This is a genomic window from Pantoea sp. GbtcB22, from assembly GCF_019091025.1.
Taxonomy (GTDB): Bacteria; Pseudomonadota; Gammaproteobacteria; order Enterobacterales; family Enterobacteriaceae; genus Pantoea; species Pantoea leporis.
In genome coordinates this window covers 49,063-71,076 of sequence record NZ_JAGXKB010000013.1, presented here as the reverse complement: position 1 = coordinate 71,076, position 22,014 = coordinate 49,063, and the positions used below count along the sequence as shown (strand labels likewise).

Below are 22,014 nucleotides of genomic sequence, written 5' to 3'. Positions count from 1 at the left end.
TAAATATGTATAGATGGTTTTTTGAATGTTTGATTAGCTAGTATATTCAGACGGCGTCAAGTACCTGGTATCCTGAGCCGCCTTAACTAGACTATTTTAGTTGTCTCTCACTCTAGGAGTAATTCGCTTGCGTCATAACCTGTGAGCGATAGCGCCCTCCCTGAATCTCCATCAATGTGTCGTGATCCCCAAGCTCTAGGCACTGCCCATTCTCTAAATAAACAATTTGGTCAGCTGACCGAATGGTTGAGAGGCGATGCGCAACCATCGCCACTGTCTTGTCCATCACCAATGCTTTGATTGCTTGTTGCACATGATACTCAGACTCACTATCCAGCGATGAGGTAGGCTCATCTAATAAAACTATCGGTGCATCCTTCAAAATAGCTCGTGCTATAGCGACTCTTTGCCTTTCACCTCCTGATAAGGCCCCACCAGTTTCACCCACCATCGTGTTATATCCCTGAGGTAAGTTTTCGATAACATGGTGGATATGCGCTTTGCGTGCAGCCATTACAACCTCATGCATACTCGCATCCGGTTTACCCAGCGTGATGTTCTTTTTAATGGTATCGTTCATTAGCCAAACATCCTGAAATACCACCGAGATATGTGCCAATAATTCCTCTGGCTTCATAAAGCGTAGATCAATACCTCCAAGCGCGACACTGCCTTTCTGAGGGTCAGAAAAACGTGTCATCAATCTGGTTATAGTAGTCTTACCACCGCCAGACGGGCCGACGAATGCCGTGAATGACCTTTCCGGAAGATTCAGTGTGAATCCCTTTATGGCTGGACGCTCCTGTCCTAGATAGTGAAATGTTACGTCTTTAAACTCCATACCAAAATGTAGAGGCTGTTCTAGTGTTGGTATGGTGGCAAGATCAGGTTCGTCGAGCAGCTCGTTAACACGCTTTAACGCTGCATCAGCCAGTTCAAAAAGTCTGACCATCGATAAACCTAGTGTTAAAGGTTCTGCAAGCTGAGCAACTAACACTACGACACACAATAAATGTGCAAGAGAAAGTTGCTGGATAATGAATAACCATGCTGCCATTGCAACTGTAGCAATCAATGACATCTGCATTATTAATTGTGCCTTGCCAATTAATTGCGCTATACCTCCTGCTTCATGCTGAGCTTGATGTTGACGAGCGAACACTTCGCGAAGACAAGGTGCCTGAGATCCCGACAATCCAGTGGCCCGGAGTATCGCCTGCCCCTGTACATATTCTATAATAGCAGCACTCCCCTCCGCATCGACCTGATCAATATTTTTAAAATCACGGTTAGCCATCAACCGAATTTGAATCAGAACAGGCAGAATTAAAACAACAGCTATAAGTAATATCATCCCTAAATGCCAATTCATATATAAAAGAAAGGCTAATATAAACAGCGGCACAACTATTAATTGAACAGCGAGAGTTGCAAGTGACGAAATTGCTGTCGCAGCGAAGGTAACATTATTGCCTAAAATTTCTGCAAGATCGCCGCTTTTACGTTGCGCAAGACGCTCTAGTGGCATCATTCGTAACCGTTGTGCGAGGCGCAGACGCAATTTCTCAGTCACTTTATGCCAATAGTCGTAAGTAAATGACATTTCCTGCCAGCGCAAGCCCCCCTCAGCAATAATAAGAAGAACCAGTATCCCGAATAAAATCGATAACTTGCCCCAAGGCATTGGGTCTGAAGTCAAAATTAAATCAAAAATGGGCAGCGTTAATAGCCAACCGCACGCCTGAAAAAAGGATGCGATTAGAGCATATATCAAAGTACGTTTGAAAGGGTCTGCGAATTCCCCTGCAACCTCTAACATAGTACGGTACGCGCGTATCATACAGTCTCCTCCCGGTTGAGAGTCCAATTGCTAGCTTGATGAGCATGCTGCCAAAGGCGTGTATAATGCCCATTTAGTGCAAGTAAACGATCATGATTCCCACGCTCGACAATTTGTCCTTGATGCATGACGACAATGATATCTGCATTAATAATTGTCTGTAGCCTATGAGCTATTGTTATAACAGTGCAATCAAGAGGAAGCCGGGACAACGTTTCCTGAATTAAATTGTCATTATGTGCATCGAGATATGAAGTCGCCTCGTCAAGAATTAACAGCGGCGCTTTTGAAAGTAGCGCGCGAGCAAATGTAATCCGCTGCCGTTGCCCTCCAGAAAGTGAGCTTCCTTTTTCAGACACTTTGGTCTGAAGCCCTTCAGGTAACTGGTTAATCAATTCATCCAGTCCAGCAGCTTTAATTACATTATTGATCTCCTCAGAAGAGGCATTCAGTTTTCCCATTCGCAAATTATCTTCAAGAGTACCCGATATTAAATAGGGCTCCTGAAGCACCAGGGCCATTTGCTGAAGGAGTACAAAACTTTGCATACCCCGAATATCTTCACCACCAAGTTCAATAGCCCCTTCTGATACATCGTAAAACCGTGGAATCAGTCGGGCCAGTGTTGACTTACCTGAACCGGATGCTCCAACTATTGCACAGCGAGTTCCCTGAGGAAGCTTGAGAGTGACATCCTTTAGCGCCCATTGTGATTTTCCAGGATAGCGAAAGCTGACATTCTTAAGTTCAAGCCGATACCCATCTGGAAAAGAAGAGATGGCAGGTTCAATAAGCACCGGCTGTTTGAGGACATCTGAAATACGTCGCGCCGCAGCGCTTGCATCATTCAGGTAATTCGCAAGATGCATCAATGGTTCGAGGGCTTTAACAGCTTGAGTCCCCACCATCATTGCTAATAACCATTCAGCCCAGCTTACCTGCCCCATAATTATTAAGCCGGTACCGGATAAAATAATAATCACCGCAGTGGGAAGCGATCCGCCTACTATCCGATTAATTTTCCAGGGCATTTTACTCATAGCCATCCATGAGGCAACAGCGACTGTAAATTCATGAAGTGTTGAGGTAAAACGCCGCCATCCTGCCTGGCCGTTATCAAACGTACGCATTACGGCCATTCCCTGCACAAGCTCTATTACGCCCGCATTGATTTCTTCGCTGGCCTGATTATAGTTATTTCGTTGCAATTGGTGTTCTCTGTTCATAAGCCCCATGCATATGAGACTTACAGGGAGAAGCAACAACGCAAAACATGCTAGACGCCACTGAACAGTCATTAATAAAAGTATTGCCGCCAGTGGCTGACTCAAGCTAATTCCTATAAAAGGTACGGCATCTGCCACTGCTATGTGTAAACCTTTGACATCATCCTGGACAATTTTTCTAATCCGCCCACTCCCCAGATTTTGAACCGCGCCAAGGGGTAATTTACTCAAATGATCAACCAGTTGGTTCCTCAGTGTCTCTTCCAGCATAAAGCTGCCTTCATGTGCACGCATCTCTGCTTGGTGCCGCAATACAAAGGATATCAAAAGGCACAACGTGCTCAGACCCAGTCCTAAAAGGGTTTGTTGCGGGTGCACGTCATTATTCAGCATGGGAATAATGGCCCATACAATGAAGGCTATCCATGCAACGTTACTAATACCCGCTGCAAAACCACAAGCTAACGCCAGCTTAAGCTGGCGTGCTACAATAGGCACACCAGCGACAAGCTTGCCTGTCTCTCCAAGCAATTTCATTTCAAACCTTTATCAATCAGTTTCACTACAGCCCCAGCATTTGGCGTATCAATACAACTAAAATGGTTACCGTCTATAGGAATGACCTGTAAATCACCAAGACATACTTCTCGCCAGAAATTCAGCGTACTGTCATCCATGCCTGGCGCAAACCCTGATCCCTGCGTTGGCAGCATGAAACGTATATCACCCACATAAGCGCTAGGTGTGAAATGCGCAGCATGGAAGCTTTGACGGAATACCCGGAAAAGACCTAAAGCCATTTCCGCAGGCATCTTCTGCCCAGAGCTACTGGCAATACCCGCGACATAACGCTCAAATCGTTCTTCGATCGTCAACGCCTGCATCTGCTGGAAAAATGCGCCCGCGTTACCGGGCAATTGCGCAAGTGCATTGGGTGGAATGCAGCCGTGATGCTGTTCGAGAACCTGCATAAAACCGTTCACCAGTGCGTCGCCGTCAACCTCGCCAAATCCAGCTTGCGACAAAGTAATGTGAAGGTTAGGTATGAACAGGGATTCAATCATCAGGTCATCCTGCACATCAAAAAGCACTGGATGACTGCTGATGAGCGCCAGGTCTTCTATTTCTGCGCCTTGTTCACTTAGACGTCGTGCTACTTCCACCGCAAACAGGCCACCAAGGCAATAACCGATTAGCTGAAAACGGCTGTGTCCAGTGGATAGCAGTCGATGGGCGTAATCGTCTGCCATTTGTTCAACTGCGTGCTCTGGTGACAGGGTGCAGTATTTTGCCGTGTCGGCGATGACGATACCGATAACCGGACCGCGAGGATTTTTCTCAAGCTCAGCCAGAATTGGTCGGAAACAGTCCATGGTTCCAAGGCCGGCATGGAAAACCACCCGTAAGGGGCCTTCTGTGCCGCCACCAAAAGGCATCAGAATGGCGTTGCTTCCTTCGGCACGCCCATCCTTTTCGACCAAATCTGAAGACTGAGAACTCATAGCTGATGAGGGTTCAGGCTGTAACGGGGCATGCTGCGTGCGGATAGCGTTAGCCAGAGCACGCACTGTCGGACCGTTGAGCATATGCCGCAAGAGTGCATCGAAAGATATATCACCGAGTTGCCATGGATCACTCGCCAGCACCTGACGCAATTTTCCAGCCAAACGCGCCATGATCAGCGAATCAGCGCCGAGATTGTAAACATCCTGATCGAGGCCAATCTGCTTAATCCCAAGTGCTTCTGCCCAGTATTGTCCGACCAACTGCTCGAGCGCATCTCCGGAGTCCGTCCCGGCAGATTTAAACCCATCCTGTTCCAACGGTTCAACCCACCAGCCGGCTACCATTTTACGATCGATTTTACCGTTCGCAGTCAGTGGCAAACTATTTACTGAGTGAATCTGAACCGGGATCATGTGACGTGGCAACTGCTGCTGCAGTATCTTACGCAGCTTCTCCCCATGGAGCAGATAACGATCGCGTTTAATTTGCTGAGCCAGTAGATGAAACCCCTGGTGCTGAAGCACATGCCCTTGCTGGGGCAGGCATAGCACTGGATCCTGATTTACCTCATACATCAGAGATTGCCAGCCATGCTCGTCAAGGTAACTCCCCTGCTGACGTTCAGTATCTTCCGGTGGCGTCATCATGAAAGCCTGAGACGCCATAATCCATGGGCATTCGCGCGTCGGTTCCGTCAGGATCACCCAGCCCTGCGCAGCTGTCAGTAAGCGTATATTCTCTAATGCAAGACGCTGATTCCGAGCATTCTCAAGTACACCCGCGGCTAGCACAATGTCATAGCTTTCCGGGAAGAATCCTTGCACGCGAATGTCTTCATCAATATTGAGCAGATCAAATTTCATTCCGGGTCGATTGCCATAGCGTGCACGGGCTTCTGGCAGGAAAAAGGGAGCGATATCGGTAAAGTGATACTCGATTTCCTGGCCGTCCATCGCTGCCAACACATCGGCCGTAGTGCCTCCCGTACCTGCTCCTACTTCCAGAATGCGTAACGGCCTATCCCCTTTGTGCTGCGTTGCAAGCTGAGTCACCATCGTACTGACCGCGAGATTGAGATATTTTGCCATCAGGTTTTCACGATACAGCGCCTGAACATAAATCAGTTCACCCTGGGGAAACAGAAGTTTTTGTGCGTCGACATGCCCTTCAAGTAAACCTGTCAGATTATCGAGATTTCTGCGGATATAAGTCAGAAACGCCGGGCCATCCAGCATTCGCTGCCATAAATCTTCAATTTGCTGCCAGCTGCTGACAGGTAATGTCCCCGCCTGAGCAATCATGCTCTGCCACCGTCGAACCAGCCACCAGAACTGCGGGCTGATAGGGGATTGTTGCAGGGCTTCTTCGGTAATTTCGTTATGAAGTCCATAATGCTGCAATGCGTCACGCATTCTTTCGAGCACGAATGTATCGAGCGCCAGCATTGCAGCCTGCAAATGTAAGGCGGTTACTGATTGCGCCAGATCCATGGTGGCGGTATCGATATCATCCGTCAGACGGGCAAAATCTGTGCGTTCAGGAGATTGATGCATTGACGTCACAACGGCCATTAATTGCCGGTGATTGTCATCACCGTGCGACACCACGCAGGCATTCTCAATTCCCTCCAGGCCAGTAAGTGCCGCTTCTATTTCTCCGGGTTCAATACGATGGCCTTTAATTTTAAGCTGGTTATCAGCACGTCCCAGAAACTCCAGCTCACCGCTTGGTAAATAGCATGCCCGATCACCGGTCCAGTAAATTCGATGACCATCGTGCGGATGTCGGATAAAATGCTGAGCCGTTTTCTCTGCATCATTCAGATAACCATGGGCTAGGCTACTGCCACTGATATAAAGATTTCCAGGCACCCAAACCGGGCAGTCAGCCCCGTGTTCGTTCAGTACGCAGAAGCCCTGATTACTAAGTGGTATGCCATACGGCACGCTTCTCCAGGAAGCATCACGCCCCTGCCATTGATGATAGTTAGACCAAATTCCCGCTTCTGTTGCCCCCCCCAGTGCCACCATCTGCAACCGTGGCAGTCGCTGTGACAAGGCCTCAGGCAGCGCCAGTGGAATCCAGTCTCCGGATAACAGAGCAAGGCGCAGCGAAGGAAGGGTGTGTTGTGGAGCCGTTTGCAAGGCGCTTTCCAGCATCTGCATCAGCGCCGGCACGCTATTCCACAGTGTTACCCGCTGTGTTTCGATACGTTCAATCCAGTGCGACGGATCGGTTGCGCGTGAACTTTCCGGATAGATCACAGCGCCACCCACACTCAACACGCCGAACAGATCGTACACAGCCAAGTCAAAACCAAGCTGAGCCAGTGCAAGCACGCGATCCTCAGCATTGAGGCCAAAGCGACGGTTAATATCTTCGACGGTATTACGTGCTGCCTGATGCCCCATCACAACCCCTTTGGGCTGCCCTGTAGAGCCCGAGGTGTAAATGATATAGGCGGCGTCATCACTGGCTGGCTGCCACGGTATAAGCTGAGGGGTTATGGCATTCAACTCATCGATGTTGATGCGGCGATCACTCTTGACGCCACAATCGGGAACCTGCTGGCTGGTGAGAACCACGTGAATGCTGGCATCTGTCAGAATTTGCTCACGACGACGCGGTGGCTGATTAACATCAACAGGGACCCAGACTGCACCGGCTGCCATCGCTCCCAGCACCGCTTGCGCCTGCATGACACCTTTGTTCAGCGTCACTGCTACGCGTTCACCGGGCCTGACACCACGCTCCTGCAAATGCAGAGCGATCCGTAAGGCGGAATCGGCCAGTTGGCGATAGCTCAGTTGTTGCGTAGCGTCAGCCACTGCCAGCGCATCAGGAGTCTTTTGTGCCTGAGCAAAGAATGGCAGGTGCATGCCCCCGACCGGCAATGCCATTTCTGTTCTGTTAATCTGAGTACGCATGTTGCTCTGCCAGTCCGGCAACGATATTTCTGCAGGTTGCTGCCACAGCACCCCGCTTGCTGCCATCTCATTCAACAGCGCCTCAAAGCGAGTAAAGAGATCGTCAATCATGCCGGGCGGGAATACGCCTTCACGGACATCCCAGTTGACCTGCAAGCCGCTGACACTGTCCATTGCCTGACAATCGATGAAGACCTGAGGGGTTTGCGTGATGCCGCGACCATCGAGCTTACCTTTAAGCAAGGAATCGCCGTCAGTGGGCACCAGTCCGATGGCACTGGTGAAAACGTAGGGTATGAGCGCATGCTCCCTTCCCTTCGAGCGCGTTAGCTCACGCATAACTTCAACACCCGAGCACAGCCGGTGATCCAGATCTTCATACAATTGCTGGCTGATAGCCGTAGCGCGATCCATCCAGCTCCCAGCGTCACGCTGATCGATTTCCAGAAGGCTGACGGATGTAAAATCACCAACCAGCCGATCAACCTGAGGATGCAGCGCTTGTCGATTGAGCACTGTCAGATTGAGACAGAAATGAGCGTTCGCTGACCAGCGTTGCAAAACACTGGCATACGCGGTCAGAACCGCGGCAGTTGGAGTAATGCCTCGCTGCGCAGCCTGTTGTTTAAGCGCATTCCAGCGATCAAGTGGCATCTGCATGAAACGACGGGTAAAGCGTGCAGGGCTGTTGTCCTGATTATCGAGTACTGGCAATTGGGGTGCTGGGGGCAAATGCGGAATTCTCTGCTGCCACCAGTTGCGATCGCGCAGTGCTGCCTGAGATTCTTCCAGTCTTCGCTCTGCAAGCAGATAATCACGGAACTGAATATCCAGCGCTGGCAATGGTTGATCCGGCTGGTAGTAGCGAGTTTCGAATTCCCCCAGCAGCAACCAGATGCTTGCCCAATCGGCTATCAGAAAGTCCATCGACAAATGCAGCACGCTTTTGTCCGGCAGCTGAGAAAGATTAAGGCTGAACAGAGGCCACTGCTCAGGTTGATACAGGCGATGTCCCATCTTATCTCTGACGCTATCCAGCAAAATTACTCCGTGCTGGACATCACTGCTGGCGCATTGAATGGTGAGAGCAGGAACTTCTTTCAGTACACGTTGGCTGCCAGCCCTATCAAACACGGCTCTCAGCATGTCATGACGTGCGATGAGTTCATTCCAGATTTCTGTGACTCGTTGTGGTTCAAGCTCTGGATAACTGATCTCCAGATAGACGTGACAAGCTACCCCACCATATCCAAAAGCATCATTGCGGCCAACAAGATAGGCGCCCTGCACCTGGCTTAACGGAAAAGGCGCATAACGAGCCACGTCGTCTGTGACTATCGTCTTTTGTTTCTGTTCCTGAATGAGCAAGGCCAGCACATCAGCTTTGTTATCCTTAAGCGTTTGCAAATCCTCAGGGGTAACAGTGCCCTGTGGCGCACGGTAATTGAGTTTACCCTGCTCTTCCCACAGCTGTGCACCTCGGTTACGCAGGCGTTGCGCTAATTCGAAGGCGAGTTGGTTGTGAGTCATTCTAATTCCTCCTTGTCCGGGGCCGTCGTCCTGGGCGACTCTGGAACAATATTGACGTTGTAACGCAGGCGATTAGTGGGATCGAAACGCTGTTTTAGCGCCAGCAGGCGTTCCCAACCCTTGCCGTAAGTGGCTTTTGCCCAGTGAAGTTGATGATCGGGTAAAAGATTTGCGTAGGGTCCACAGCTAACGGGCTGCAGCAGTTGCCATGCTTCAATCGCAGGTGCCAGTAATTCAGGACTATCAGCCTGCCCATACCATTGCGCGCAAACCTCCACAAACCAGTTGGCGTCACGATGTGCAAATGCTGTCTCTCCCGCCGGGGCGCGAGAAATGGCACCGCCCAGTGCGCCGAAAACAAGTGAGAAATTAGGCCCGGAACGGTCAAACAGTGTTAGTAATTGCGCCAGCGTTGAATCATCAAGCTCCCTTAGCAGTTCGCCTCGGTTATACACATGCTGCTGCTGATAGTGAGGTGCTGAGGGGAGCAAGCTTTGATAATCGGCGTACCGCATTTGTTGCAGCGTGTTACACAAAGCATCAGCTTTTAACGGGCCCAATACCTGATCTGCCTCATCAGGATCACCAAACCACGTGGGGATTAACATGATGCTTCGTTCGAAATGCAGCGATTCAGGCAAAAATGGCAGTGGTGGTGCTGTCCAGACCAGGGCAATTAATGAGGCCTTATCCGGAGCCTCTGCAAGCCAGCTACGCGCAAGACGCAATACCTGAGGTATGTCTTTTGCCGGCCAGGCGAGCACACCGGCCACCACGTGTGTTACCGGATGCAACTTAAAGGTAAAGCGGGAAACCACGCCTAAATTTCCCCCCGCACCTCGCAGTCCCCAGAAAAGCTCTGCATCACTGTCGTGGCTGACTTCAAGCACATCACCCGCAACGGTGACTAATTGACAACTGACCAGATTATCGCTGGTTAGTCCAAACTGGCGGGACAAATCCCCAACCCCTCCTCCCAGCGTGTGCCCTGCGATACCGATGGTTGGATTACGCGGTCCGGGCACGGCTAGCCCATCAGACTGCGTTGCGGCATCCAGTTCTCCCCATGTGACTCCCGGGGCAACATGTGCCAGCTGCTTTTCAGCGTCGATTTCGATCTGCTTCATACGCGATAAATCCAGTACAAGACCGTCCTGACATGTGCCGTACCCGGCAACATGAGCACCGCCGCCGCGAAGCGCCACTGGCAGATCGTGTCTGGAGGCGAACTGAAGAGCATGCTGTATATCCGCAACGCTGACGCAGCGCGCTATAGCCGCAGGATAAACATCAATCCGGGCGTTGCGCACTCGTCTTGCGGCGTCATATTCAGCGTCCTGCGGCAACAGTAAGTCACCTTCCAGCACGTGCCGTAAGGGGATAAAAAGATCGTTCATCAGTTCTCCTGTGACGACGTGAATAAGGAATGAATAAATGCTGGGGTCTCGGGTGGGGGCTGCCAGCCCCGCAGGGTGACACCGCTGATATGTCGTTTTTCACAGGCATGGCTCTGCAAACAGCTGTCTTCGGGCAACAGAAGTTTCAGGGTGCCTTGACTGGCTGCCGGAAGATAAAAGTCCACCCGTGAAACGCCTACAGCACCGTTAACGTGCTTTACGAGCGGAGGACGCTGTTGAGGATAATAATGAGAAACGATAAAAGGCTGATGTTTCTCTTGAAGCGTCATAAATCGATAGTGAACCTTCCCGCCCGAGGCTGATGTTCTGCTGCCTTTAACAACTCTCGATCCGTTTATAGAATGTTTACGGAGATACTCATTAACGCCTGTGAGATTGAGTGGTGCTTCCTGCCGATATTCCAGGGGTTCGAGTGCCACATCGCACCATCCCGATGCTGCAGTGGCCCATTGAAACAGTCGCCTACCGGCGCAGCGGCCGAAGCGCCAGCCAAACGGCACGCTGAGCCAGCGGAACCAGCGGGGCAGTTCGAAAAACTCCAGAAAAGGCCCCTGTTCAAACCACACAAGAGCGTTGTGCGCGCGAGTCGGGTTCCCCCCCCATTGCACAGTGAAACCCGCACGTTCAAGTTGGTCCACGCAATCGTGAATGTTATCGACTTTGCAAAGAATATGGCTGCATTTAAGCATCGGATGGTCTCCTGACGATAAACAGACGCTGTCCGAGTGGCGCCAACAAGTGTGCTTCGCCTGGAAGGCAGGCTACGCACTCAAGCCCGGCACGCTTAAACAGATCCTGCCACTGCTCCGGGGTGAGAAATCGCTGATCGCTGCGCTGTCTGTCATCGTTCGGCGGAGGCATCATAAATGCCTGAGAGGTCAGGATTTCGAGGTGTTCACGCGTGGGTTCTGTGATCAGCATATGACCACCTGCACGCAGAGTCTGGGTCAGCCAGCGGATGGTTTGCTCGCTGTTCTGAGCATTATTTAGTACACCCGCCATCACCAGCAGATCCTGAGACTCGGCAGCGACGCCTTGCGTCAGCAGGGATTTATCAATATCGATAAGCGACGTGGAGAGCCAAGGCAGATGCCCATACCGTTGTTGCGCGTTGACCAAAAAGAAACGTGAAACATCGCTGAATTCCCAGGTCACAGGGGGCGTGTCACCATACTTTTCCTGCAGCAATTCACGCACCCGTTCGGTTGTTGCTCCCGTTCCTGCGCCAATTTCCAGCACCTGCAGAGGGGTGGGCCGCGCGCTAAGATCCTCAAGGATCCAGTCAGCTATGAGTGTGTTGAGATAGCGCGCGGTGATGGTGTGACGATAAACTGCATCAGCAATATCATTGCGTCCTTCCGGGAACAACAGCAGTGCAGCCTGCTGCTCACCTCGCATCAGTTCAGGCAGTTTTTCCGCATTCCGCCAGAGATAATCGACAAACTCTACGGATCCGAGTCGGTTATCCCATACGTCATGTACTTCCTGCCAACTTCGTTTGAGCGCACTCTCGCTGATAATCATCCGACTGAAATAGTGCTGACCGCGCTGAATAACCCAACCGGCATCCACCAGCAATGTCAGCCAGCGTGCAATCAATGCATGATGATCCGGCGCAACCCGCATCTGCTGCAAAATGCCCGGAACATCACTGCCCTGGTCGGGATGTGTCAGCGAACCGCCCTGCTGAAAGCTGAAGAGCATTGCGTTCAGGCAAGCTTCGTCCATACGAGCAACGAAGTCCGTTATTTCCCGAGGCTCTATGCCGTTAAGAAGTGATTCAGCACGCCGCGCGAATGCGAACTGAGTAACTGGAGAAAAGGCACCACACCCTACTGTGGCAGGTAGTAAGCTACGCGCCAGGGGCGCAAAGTTTTGTCCGGTCTTGAGACTCGGATAACCCAATTCTTTGGTCAGCGCCTGCCACATCTGGCATTGCGAGAGTAGTGACTGTGGGCTCCAGCGAGGAGCATCAGAGTCCTGAATGCTGTCTGCCAGGGAAAGCAGATCTACACCAATGGCTGCTGGCCATTGCTCAGACAGCGCAGTGCGCCAGTTGGGACATTGTGCTTCCCCAATGATAGCGCTTGTTTCCTCCATCAGATGAGCAGACTGCGCACTGCTGAAGTCATGGTCACGTTTGACGGTGTCAGGAATATGCAGTCGGGGGCGCCACATAACCGGTCCGTGCGTATCGGTTAACGATAACCGGCCGCCTGGAAAACCCAACGTGATCTGATGCAACAGATGAAAGTGATTATCCGGGTCCTCGGGATCGACTTCATTGTGCACGTTTAAGGTTAACGGTATGCCGCCGATACTTCCCTGAACAGACTGGAAGGGCGCACCAGCCTGTTGAGGTTGTGCAATGAATTGCCAGGGGCGCGTCGTGTCCAATGCCTCCGCAAGCATGGCTATCAATGGAAAGGCGACCTGACTGGCACAGGCTGCATCAATAAATTGCGGCTTTTGACGCCTCAGCAATCGTTCAGAAGCCTGGATAAATTGATGAACAGCAGGCAGATGCGGGTAAAGATTCCCTACCCGATATTGCACACCATACTGTCGGGCAATACGCAGGTTTGCCACTACTTCGTCATGGTGAACAGGCTGCTCCTGTATGACATGTATTCCTTTGACCATCAGCTGTTGTGCAAGCTCACTTCCTGCACCACCCATCACGGCTGCCCGAAGCACAACGCAGGCGATGTCAATATCATCTGGCAATGACGCAGGGTTTGTATAAAGCGGAATGTCGTATCTGTTGGCACAATCGACGCTGCGAGCACTGCCACTGGCCAGCATACCTGCAATGACAAAGCGCTGAGGATGGTGCTGCAACGCTGAAAGCCAGAACTGCCCAAAGGTTGAACCACATACCAACACTTTTAACGGACGAGGCTTCATAGCTCACCTCCCGTCATTTCACTCAGCACATTAATGCTATTGTCAAAGAGCTCAATATCTATACCGGTATGCTCGCGACAGAACATACGCATAAAGCCTTCGATATCGATACACTCTGCGGCCAGACCCCATTTCGGTTCAGGACAGGTCAATAACCATTTTGCACAGGCGGCCGTGCAAGCAGCCGTTAACTGAGAGATTCCGGATGCCTTCAAAAGCAGCGTTGACGTTGTTTTCTTTCCCTTACGCATTCCCTCAATTTCAATAAGGAAATTAACCCAGGTTTGACGTCCCGCAACATCCAGCGCCGATCCATCAACTACCGCCTGAATCGCCTGCTCACGTGGGATTCCACGCGCGCACTCCAAGGCTTTTGACAAATGTTCTCCATCAAGGGCCAGATACCATTGGCTGCAATTCAGACCTAGTCGCTCATTTACCTGGCGAGACTCCTCATCCTCGTAGGGCTGTAAAAGAACCGGACGCGGGAAAAATGGGAGGTTCACATTGGTTTGACGTCGAGCAGTTTTATGATGGGGCGGTGGCATATTCAATACGCCATCAAGGTAATCTTCTGCGCCTCCTTGCGAAAAGCGGTCAAAAACACCATAGCAGCATTTAAGCGAATCCACTCGTTCGACATTGCTTGCCAGCCATACAGGTAAAATTCCTGAAAGACCGGGCAGCGCACCAGCAGCAAACAGCATGCTGACTGGGCGCATGTTTTGCCGTGAGGTTAGCTGTTTTGGACAGTCTACTCCTCCGGCATCCACCAGAGGGATACCTGCAGTGTGAAGTAAATCAGCTATTTTTTGTGACAATCGCACAGAGGGCGCCGCGCAGTTAATGATGAGCCTGCAGCCCTCTGCAAACTCCATCAAACTCACTGTGTCACTGACATCTACATAACAGCTTTGTGCCCAGGCCACTGTCTGCGGATGCCGGCCCCCCAGGCGCAGTGAAGTTTCTCCCCAGGACAGTAAAATACGTGCAACCTCACTGCCTACAGAACCAAACCCTCCCAAGATACCGATCACAGAGAACCTCCTTCCATGGTTGAGGCTATAGACAGTTGAATATCGATGGCTTCTGCCATTGCCTGAAGGGTCGGTGCATTGAAAATTTGCCGTAAAGCAATATCGACGCCAAACATTTGCCGGATAGAATTAATAAGGCGCGTTGCCAGCAGGCTGTCGCCACCCAGTTCAAAGAAGCCCTGATGACGGCCAATACCCGATTCAATTCCCAGCAAAGAAGACCATGTCTCAGCCAGCTGCGCTTCGGTATCACTCAGGATCTCGTGATGTTGCTTGAGCTTAGGCAGATTGTCGTACATCGCCTGCAGGCGTTTACGATCGACCTTTCCATTAGCGGTAAGAGGCAGATGCGTCATCAGAATTATTCGTTCTGGCACCATCGTTTTTGGCAGATGCTCACTAAGCTGTGCTTGCCAGGTCACAGGCAGTGCCGTGTTGTGCGGGTTGATCATTTTAAGCATTGAGGCCAGGCCTTTGTTGTTCAACGTGACATCGATGAAGCCCGCGCGCAGCGCGCGCTGCAGCCAGACGTCACCAGGCATTAAAGGATCCTGCCCTGCCCTACCATAGCCTCCGGCTAACTGGCCAGCGCTGATCATGGCAAGCGGCGTTAAACACTGACGTTCCATGATCCAAAGCTCGCCCGTCCCTTTGAGTAACTGACGTGCTGCAATCAGTCCATGCGTAGGCTGTTGATAGCGATGGAGCGCATTGGCGGCAATCACAATATCTGCTGAGTTTATTAATTCATCCGGCAGGCAAAGTTCATTGAGCAAGGTAAAGCTGATGTCGTGACCACAATTGGCCAGACGCGAGCGTGCTTGTTCAAGTGCCAGCGGAGACGACTCAAGCAAAGTGTAACGAATACTGCCCTGCGGCAGCCTTGCAAGCAGTGCAGCACTGTGCTGACCACTTGCGGCATTAATTTCCACAATATGAATGGGATCCCCACGCATATGCTGCAAACTGTGAACATGAAGTGCCAGCTGAGCCAGCCACTGCCGGGTTTCTTCATCCGATGCTGACAAGCTTGCTGGGGCGAAGGTGTCATCTGTCAGGAGTACACTGCTATCCTGATCACCACTGAGCATTGCCCGCCATGAGGCGTAACGGGAGCGCGCCTCCAGCACCAATGGTGTCGGTGGTTGCGTATTGGCGCACGCAGCAGCTAATTTTTCAGTTCCGATGAACCTATTTTTATCCGCCAGAAGTAGTGAGCGTGCCTGGAGCCAGTCCAGCCACAATGTCAGGATATTTTCGCCCGTTTCGTCAGGCTGGAGCTGTTTCATTTCCCACGGCATACCCTCCTGTGCAGGAAGATCCAGTAACTCGATTAAGATCTGTTCCGCTATCGCAGACTCATATTGAAGTGGCCCTCGCTGCAGCTCAGTGGGACTAAATTTTTGGCGCTGTTCGACATCATTTACCAAACGGGGAGCCACCGCTGCCATTAGCCGGGGTGCAACACCGTCATGCCATAGTGACACGGCGGATTGCTCAACTCCCGGCAACGCCAGCAATGCTTGCTCAACTTCGCCAGCCTCAATGCGGTGGCCACGCAGTTTCATCTGAGTATCAATACGCCCCAGGAATTCCAGTGTTCCGTCCGGCCAGTAGCGACCGCGGTCGCCAGTGCGATACCAGCGCTCATCGTTGAGTACAGGGAACCGCGCTTTCGTCAGTTCCGGATCCCCCAAATAACCTTGAGCCAGTCCAGCCCCCCCGATCAGCAACTCACCTTCAACCCAGTCAGGGCAATCGGCATCATTAGTGTTCACCACGCGCCAGCGCTGGTTGCGTAATGGATAGCCATAAGGAATTGAACGCCAGGTAGGCTCTATCGATGTTACCGGGAAAATGTTGGACCAGATTGCCGCCTCAGTCGCGCCACCCAGCGCCAGGAACTGGCAGTCAGGTGCGGATTTATGCAAGCGGTCAGGAAGTGATAAAGCAATCCAGTCGCCCGAAATCAGCACTGTACGTAATGAAGGAATGGCAGTCTCGTTCGCCGATGTCAGTAACATGTCCAAAAGCGCGGGAACTGAGTTCCATACCGAAACGCCATGATGCTTAATCAGACTCAACCAGTGGGCGGCATCACGGCGATAGGCTTCATTAACCATCACGATAGCGGCACCCGAACTGAGAGGCGCAAAAAGGTCAAATATTGAGAGGTCAAAGTCGAGTGCTGACAGAGCCAGCACGCGATCGCCAGATTGCAGATCAAGCTTTTGAAGGAGATCCTGCAGCGTGTTTTCCGTGGCGGCATGGCTCATTTCCACACCTTTTGGCTCCCCTGTGGAGCCAGAAGTGAAAATGGTGTAGGCCAGTGCATTCGGTTCAACATCTACCGGCGTTTGCAGTGGGACCACTTCGTATTGAACCGCTTCTGCCCCGGAAACCGGCGTCCGCTCGTCAATAATCAGACGGGCTCCTGCACGACGTAAAATTGCCTCTTTTCGGCTGTCAGGCTGATCAATGCCAACCGGCACCCAGCTGCCGCCTGCTGCAAGAACGCCTAATACCGCAATCACTTGCTGTGGTCCCTTAGGCAACGATATGACTACCCTATCACCGGTTTGGATCCCTTTATCCATCAGCCAGCGTGACAGTTTGAGAGCTTCGTTTGCCAGTTCACCATACGATAACTGACGGTCTTTTCCTGATTCCTGCCAGATGAGGGCCGCCTGCTGCGAAACCTCCGCTGCTTTAACAAAAAATGCCTGATGAAGTGTTTGCGGTTGCAGGCCCTGCTGCGCATCAGCATTACGGATGTCACGTACCTGTTGTTGTGTAACCGGCAATAAATCAGGAAGGGGTTGCTGCCATTCCTCCAGACATAAATAGTTAATAAGGTGCTGGTAGGCATCAAACATAGCGTCCAGCATGCCCAGGGGGAAAAGTGCTTCAACCGCGTCCCATACCAGTGAAACCTCTCCGGCCTGTTCTGTGATCTGGTGATCAAGCCAGACCTGTGGAGTCTGCGACAGTCCATAAACAGGCTGACCAAACAGCCCATCATTCATCTCAACATCGAGCCCCAATGCGCTGGTGAAAACAACCGGCATGACCAGTTCTGGCTCATGGTGCAACCGTGCCAGCTCACGAAGAACATCAACGGCAGACAGCACACGGTGATCCAGCGCGCCCCACATGTCGCGCTGCACCTGGCGGACTTCATCAAGCCAGATACCTTTTGCCTGACGGCAGGGCACCAGTACCAGCGAGGTAAAATCACCCATCACGCGCGCAATATCTTTGTGTCCGTCTGGACGGTCAAATAGTGTCAGATTCAGTGTAAAATCGGGCTGATTACTCCAGCGTCGCAAAACCGTAGCAAACGCGTTGAGCATTACCGCAGAGGGAGTAACGCCAAACTGTCGCGCTTTTTTCTTCAGCTTTAACCAGAGAGCCGCATTAAGCCGATATTCACGTCGGGTAAACTTTGGCAGATCAATGGAATCGGGTTGCACTGCAATCGGTAGTTGTGGTGCTAGCGGAAGTTCTGGCAGACGCGGATGCCACCATGACCAGGCTGCATCACGTAAAGTTTGGTGTGACTGGCTCGCCAGTAGTGCATCGCGGAACTGAATGGCTGGAGCATCTGGTAACAGGCGTTGATGGTAAAGTGCGTCAAGCTCATGATAAAAATGAAGAATACTTAGTGCATCCAGAATCAAATTATCAATAGCAATAGCAACGCGGCTTGCAGCGCCATCCCGCGCCACACTAACGCTGAACAGCGGCCAGTGCTGCGGGTCAAAACTACGGGAGGCGTATTCTGTCCGTTGCAGCATGACGTTATCAGCATCAGCCATTTGGAAGATCGGAATGGCGTAGTGAGGAACCTGCTTGCTAACTTGTTGATGGCCGTCGTTGAAGACTGCGCGCAGCATGTCATGACGCTTTATTAACGTATTGACAGCCGTCTCCAGACGAACAATATCCAGGTCTACACACTGAAACTCACGATAGAAAGTGCAACCGATCCCACCAAGTGCAAACTCACTTTCCCGTCCAAACAGATAAGCCTGCTGAACATGCGTTAATGGGAAAGCGTCATAACGCCCTGCGGCATTATGCGTGAGTTCCTCCACAGGCGTGACTGATGTTCTCAAATGTAAGGTTTGGCAAAATGCAGCCAGCGTGGGCTGAACAAAAAGCTGAGTGAGTTTGACGTCGGAGAAGCCCTGTCTGCGCAACTCTGCGACAGCACGGGTAGCCAGGAGTGAATCTCCTCCGAGTTCGAAGAAGTCATCATGGCGGTTCGGCGTTTTGCCTAATACGTTCTGCCATATGTCCGCCACCTGTTGCTCCACTCCCGGCAAAGCAGGCTCATTCTGACTAAGGTGGTGAGGAACATTTTCGGCTAAAATCAAACGCAGCGCGGTACGGTCTATCTTACCGTTGCTGCTCAGTGGTAATGCAGGAAGTCCGACTATCTCTTCAGGTATCATTTCCTGTGGCAGATAACGCTGCAAATGACGACGAAGCTCTGCGACATTGACCTGTTGTTTAAGTGAGGTGAAGGCCGCAACCAAGCGGCGATGATCATCAAGCAATACGATGCCGCGAGCAACGCCTGGATGTGCAATCAACGCTGATTCAATCTCTCCAAGCTCAATACGGTAGCCACGGATCTTGACCTGATGATCACGACGGCCCAAAAACTCCAGTGAACCATCTGGATGGTAACGTGCCATGTCACCAGTGCGATACCAGCGCTCACCGTCCTGTGTAACAAAACGATCAGAAGTTCGAACAGCGTCATTACGGTAACCCTGGGCAACACCCGCTCCTCCAATCCATAATTCACCGCTGACCCAGTCAAAACGGTTTCGCCCCTGACTGTCGACTACACGGCAACGTACGTTATTCAGCGGATACCCATATGGAACTGAGCGCCAATTTTCTGGCACCTCCGTAATTTCCTGTATGGTTGAATGGATAGCAGTTTCCGTAGTCCCCCCGAGCGCGATCCCGCGGCACTGAGGTGCAACGGCACGTAACCTTTTCGACAGATCAAGTGGGACCCAGTCTCCGCCAAGCAGCACTATCTGCAGGGGCAGTCTCAGTGCATCTGCCGCTGCACTGATAAATGTCATCTCTGCAATTGCCGGTACGCAGTTAAGTACAGTCACCTTATGCTTTCGTATCAACGCTACCCAACGCTGAGCATCACGCCAGCTTTCATCGTTAATACAGACCACCGCACCGCCTACCGATAACGGAGCAAAGATATCGTAGACGGCCAAATCAAAGCTCAGCGCAGAGATTGCAAGGGTGCGCATCGCATTACCCAGCGGAAACCGACGATTCAGATCGTCTATGGTATTTTTTGCGGCAAGATGACTAATTTCCACGCCTTTGGGCGTTCCGGTTGAGCCGGAGGTATATATTACGTAAGCCAGTTGCTGGTTATCACCGGTGATAACGCGGGCAGGAAGAGGCAACTGCGCATAGTCTGGCACTTGGTCTATTACATGTTTTACGCCGGCGCTTTGAAGAATGGTGGCGATACGCTGTTCCGGCTGCTGGTGGTTCAGCGGCAACCATGCGCCACCACTGGCGAGAATACCCAGCACGGCGACGATTTGATCAGGGCCTTTTGGTAAGGAAACACCAATCGGTTCACCTGGCTTTACTCCTCTATGTTGCAGATCGGCAGCAAGACGGCGTGCCCGCTCAGCAAGTTCGCCGTAACTCAGGCTTTTTTCATCCCAGAAAACCGCTGGAGAATCGGGTTGCTTTTCTGCCAACCGGAAAAAAGCATCATGCAGGCGTTCAACAGGCATCAAAACATCAGTGGCATTCGCTCGCAGGCGAGCTTCACGTTGCGCTAGAGGTAACGCAGCCTCAACAGGCAGCTGCCAACTGCGGTCCGTCTCGGTCAGCTGCTTCAAGAGTGCAATAAACTGATTAAACATCAGGTCGAGCGTCCCTGACGGGAAGCTGGCTTCTCGCGCATCCCAGTTGATCAGAATGCCGTGATTGAGTTCGGTGATTTGCGCATCCAGCCATACCTGGGGGCCCTGCGAAATAATCCAGCCTGGCTGACCAAACGCCTGCTGTACCCGTTCGCTAAAGAGTTCACCCAGTCCCAGGGCGCTGGTAAAAACTACAGGAGCAAATTGCTGTTGCCCCTGAACGCGCGCCGCTTCGCGAAGCACTTCCACGCCTGAAAAATGCGCATGTGATACATCCTGCCGAAATTGCTCTTGCATGCGATGGGCACGTTCAAGAAAGCTGCCCGGGCGACTACCCTGCCAGGCAAGCAACACCGATGAGGTGAAATCACCTACCAAGCCACTCACACTCTGATGTAACATCTGCCGGTTAAAGAGCGGTACATTGAGAATGAAATCTTCTTCATCACTAAACTGGGTAAGGACTTCCGCAAATGAAGCCGCAATCATCATTGGCAATGTCAGATGGTGTTCGCGCGCCCGGGCTTCAAGACGTTGACGCATTTTGGCATCGAACCAGCGATAACGACGTACAACAGTGTGCTCGCCGTTCATCTCCACGCGCCCTGCGCCAGGTAAAACTGGGGCACCAGGCAAATCATCAAGGCGCTGTAACCACCACTTCTTATCTTCTTCAAAACGTAACTTTTGCGGTGTCTCTTCAGACCATTGCGCCCGAAGTTGCTGATAATGTCGGAAGGAAAGCTCAAGGGCAGGTAAAGGATGTTGTGGATCAAGATATAATGAGGCCAGGTCATCAAGCAGTATGCGAAGGCTCATCGCATCCGCCGCAATCATGTCCAGGTTAAAATGAAGCCTGCAGCCTCCACCCATCGCAGCAGGTTTATACGTCAGACGTACGTCAAAAACTTCTCCTTCAGTGATATCCATCTGACGGTGTGACAGTGCTGCACGGATCGCCTCAAGTCGAAGCTCACCCCTTGCTGATTGCTCCTTGCGTAAATCGTATTCTTTTAATCCCGTCCAGCGAGGCTCCGACAAAATTTGCTGTTGCCCATCCTCGAGGATCTTCACCCTCAGCATGCTGTGGCGGGCCAGCAACTTATGCACCGCGGCTTCCAGCCTCGTGGCATTAATATCGGGCACATCAAACTCGTGATAAAAGTGTGCTGCCACCCCTCCCAGGTGCTGACTACCGTCGCGACCCACCCAGTAAGCATGCTGCATTAAAGCCAGGGGAAACGGCTCGTGCTCATTTACAGGATTAATTAAGGGATTCGACTTTTTTTCCTCTTGAGCAACTTCCTTATCTTCCATCATCGTCAGCCACGCCTGAAGGCGTGGTTGCTCAATCAGGCGGGCAAACGACACGTTATATCCCTGCCGTCTCCACATTGCGGCAAGTTTCATCATTGCCAGTGAATCAAGTCCGAGTCCGATCAGGTCGCAGTCATTGGGCATTGGCTCCGGGATGCCGCCAGTGAGAAAAGATGCAATGTCGGCGCAGATTTTATGCTGAAGGGTGCTTGCCATAGTCTGTTTCTTTCCCTCATTTAACATCAAAGCCTTTAAAAAAATTTAAGTCTCAGCGTAGGCTTAACGTATTTGCGTAAAAATTTGTATGTTATAACATAACAATAAAAGGCGATGAATGATAATCATTACCAAAATCTTTTTTGCTTAATCATACTCATGA

General features: G+C 51.5%; 8 protein-coding genes. All 8 read right to left on the bottom strand.

Features of this window, described 5'->3' with window-relative positions:
* Positions 1–112: 112 nt before the first annotated feature.
* Genes KVT28_RS24310 through KVT28_RS24275 form a run of 8 tightly spaced genes read right to left on the bottom strand, consistent with a single transcriptional unit; the run spans position 113 to position 21,851 of the window.
* Positions 113–1,840, bottom strand: coding sequence for an ABC transporter ATP-binding protein (locus KVT28_RS24310; protein ID WP_217550686.1), 1,728 nt, complete (start codon positions 1,838–1,840; stop codon positions 113–115).
* The gene (locus KVT28_RS24305; RefSeq protein WP_217550684.1) at positions 1,837–3,603 is read right to left on the bottom strand and encodes an ABC transporter ATP-binding protein; all 1,767 of its coding nucleotides are present in this window, start codon (positions 3,601–3,603) and stop codon (positions 1,837–1,839) included. Before KVT28_RS24305 ends, KVT28_RS24310 begins: the two co-directional genes overlap by 4 nt.
* Entirely contained in the window at positions 3,600–9,029 is a 5,430-nt protein-coding gene (locus KVT28_RS24300) for a non-ribosomal peptide synthetase (protein ID WP_217550682.1), read from the bottom strand. The genes KVT28_RS24305 and KVT28_RS24300 overlap by 4 nt, the downstream gene beginning before the upstream one ends.
* Positions 9,026–10,426 (bottom strand): FAD-binding oxidoreductase, encoded by a 1,401-nt coding sequence (locus KVT28_RS24295; protein ID WP_217550680.1) that lies wholly within the window; start codon positions 10,424–10,426, stop codon positions 9,026–9,028. The genes KVT28_RS24300 and KVT28_RS24295 overlap by 4 nt, the downstream gene beginning before the upstream one ends.
* A complete protein-coding gene (locus KVT28_RS24290) occupies positions 10,426–11,136 on the bottom strand; it encodes a VOC family protein (RefSeq protein ID WP_217550678.1) in 711 nt (236 codons plus the stop codon). Before KVT28_RS24290 ends, KVT28_RS24295 begins: the two co-directional genes overlap by 1 nt.
* On the bottom strand, positions 11,129–13,354 hold the full coding sequence (locus KVT28_RS24285) for a bifunctional Gfo/Idh/MocA family oxidoreductase/class I SAM-dependent methyltransferase (RefSeq protein WP_217550676.1): 2,226 nt from the start codon (positions 13,352–13,354) through the stop codon (positions 11,129–11,131). The genes KVT28_RS24290 and KVT28_RS24285 overlap by 8 nt, the downstream gene beginning before the upstream one ends.
* Positions 13,351–14,391 (bottom strand): hypothetical protein, encoded by a 1,041-nt coding sequence (locus tag KVT28_RS24280; protein WP_217550674.1) that lies wholly within the window; start codon positions 14,389–14,391, stop codon positions 13,351–13,353. The genes KVT28_RS24285 and KVT28_RS24280 overlap by 4 nt, the downstream gene beginning before the upstream one ends.
* Positions 14,388–21,851, bottom strand: a complete 7,464-nt coding sequence (locus KVT28_RS24275) for a non-ribosomal peptide synthetase (RefSeq protein WP_217550672.1) — start codon at positions 21,849–21,851, stop codon at positions 14,388–14,390. Before KVT28_RS24275 ends, KVT28_RS24280 begins: the two co-directional genes overlap by 4 nt.
* Between the last annotated feature and the right edge of the window lie 163 nt (positions 21,852–22,014).

What these genes read in the sequence shown, in the direction of transcription:
- KVT28_RS24310 (WP_217550686.1), bottom strand. Translation starts at nt 1,840, where the DNA reads ATGATACGCGCGTACCGTACTATGTTAGAGGTTGCAGGGGAATTCGCA.
- KVT28_RS24305 (WP_217550684.1), bottom strand. Translation starts at nt 3,603, where the DNA reads ATGAAATTGCTTGGAGAGACAGGCAAGCTTGTCGCTGGTGTGCCTATT.
- KVT28_RS24300 (WP_217550682.1), bottom strand. Translation starts at nt 9,029, where the DNA reads ATGACTCACAACCAACTCGCCTTCGAATTAGCGCAACGCCTGCGTAAC.
- KVT28_RS24275 (WP_217550672.1), bottom strand. Translation starts at nt 21,851, where the DNA reads ATGGCAAGCACCCTTCAGCATAAAATCTGCGCCGACATTGCATCTTTT.
- KVT28_RS24285 (WP_217550676.1), bottom strand. Translation starts at nt 13,354, where the DNA reads ATGAAGCCTCGTCCGTTAAAAGTGTTGGTATGTGGTTCAACCTTTGGG.
- KVT28_RS24295 (WP_217550680.1), bottom strand. Translation starts at nt 10,426, where the DNA reads ATGAACGATCTTTTTATCCCCTTACGGCACGTGCTGGAAGGTGACTTA.
- KVT28_RS24290 (WP_217550678.1), bottom strand. Translation starts at nt 11,136, where the DNA reads ATGCTTAAATGCAGCCATATTCTTTGCAAAGTCGATAACATTCACGAT.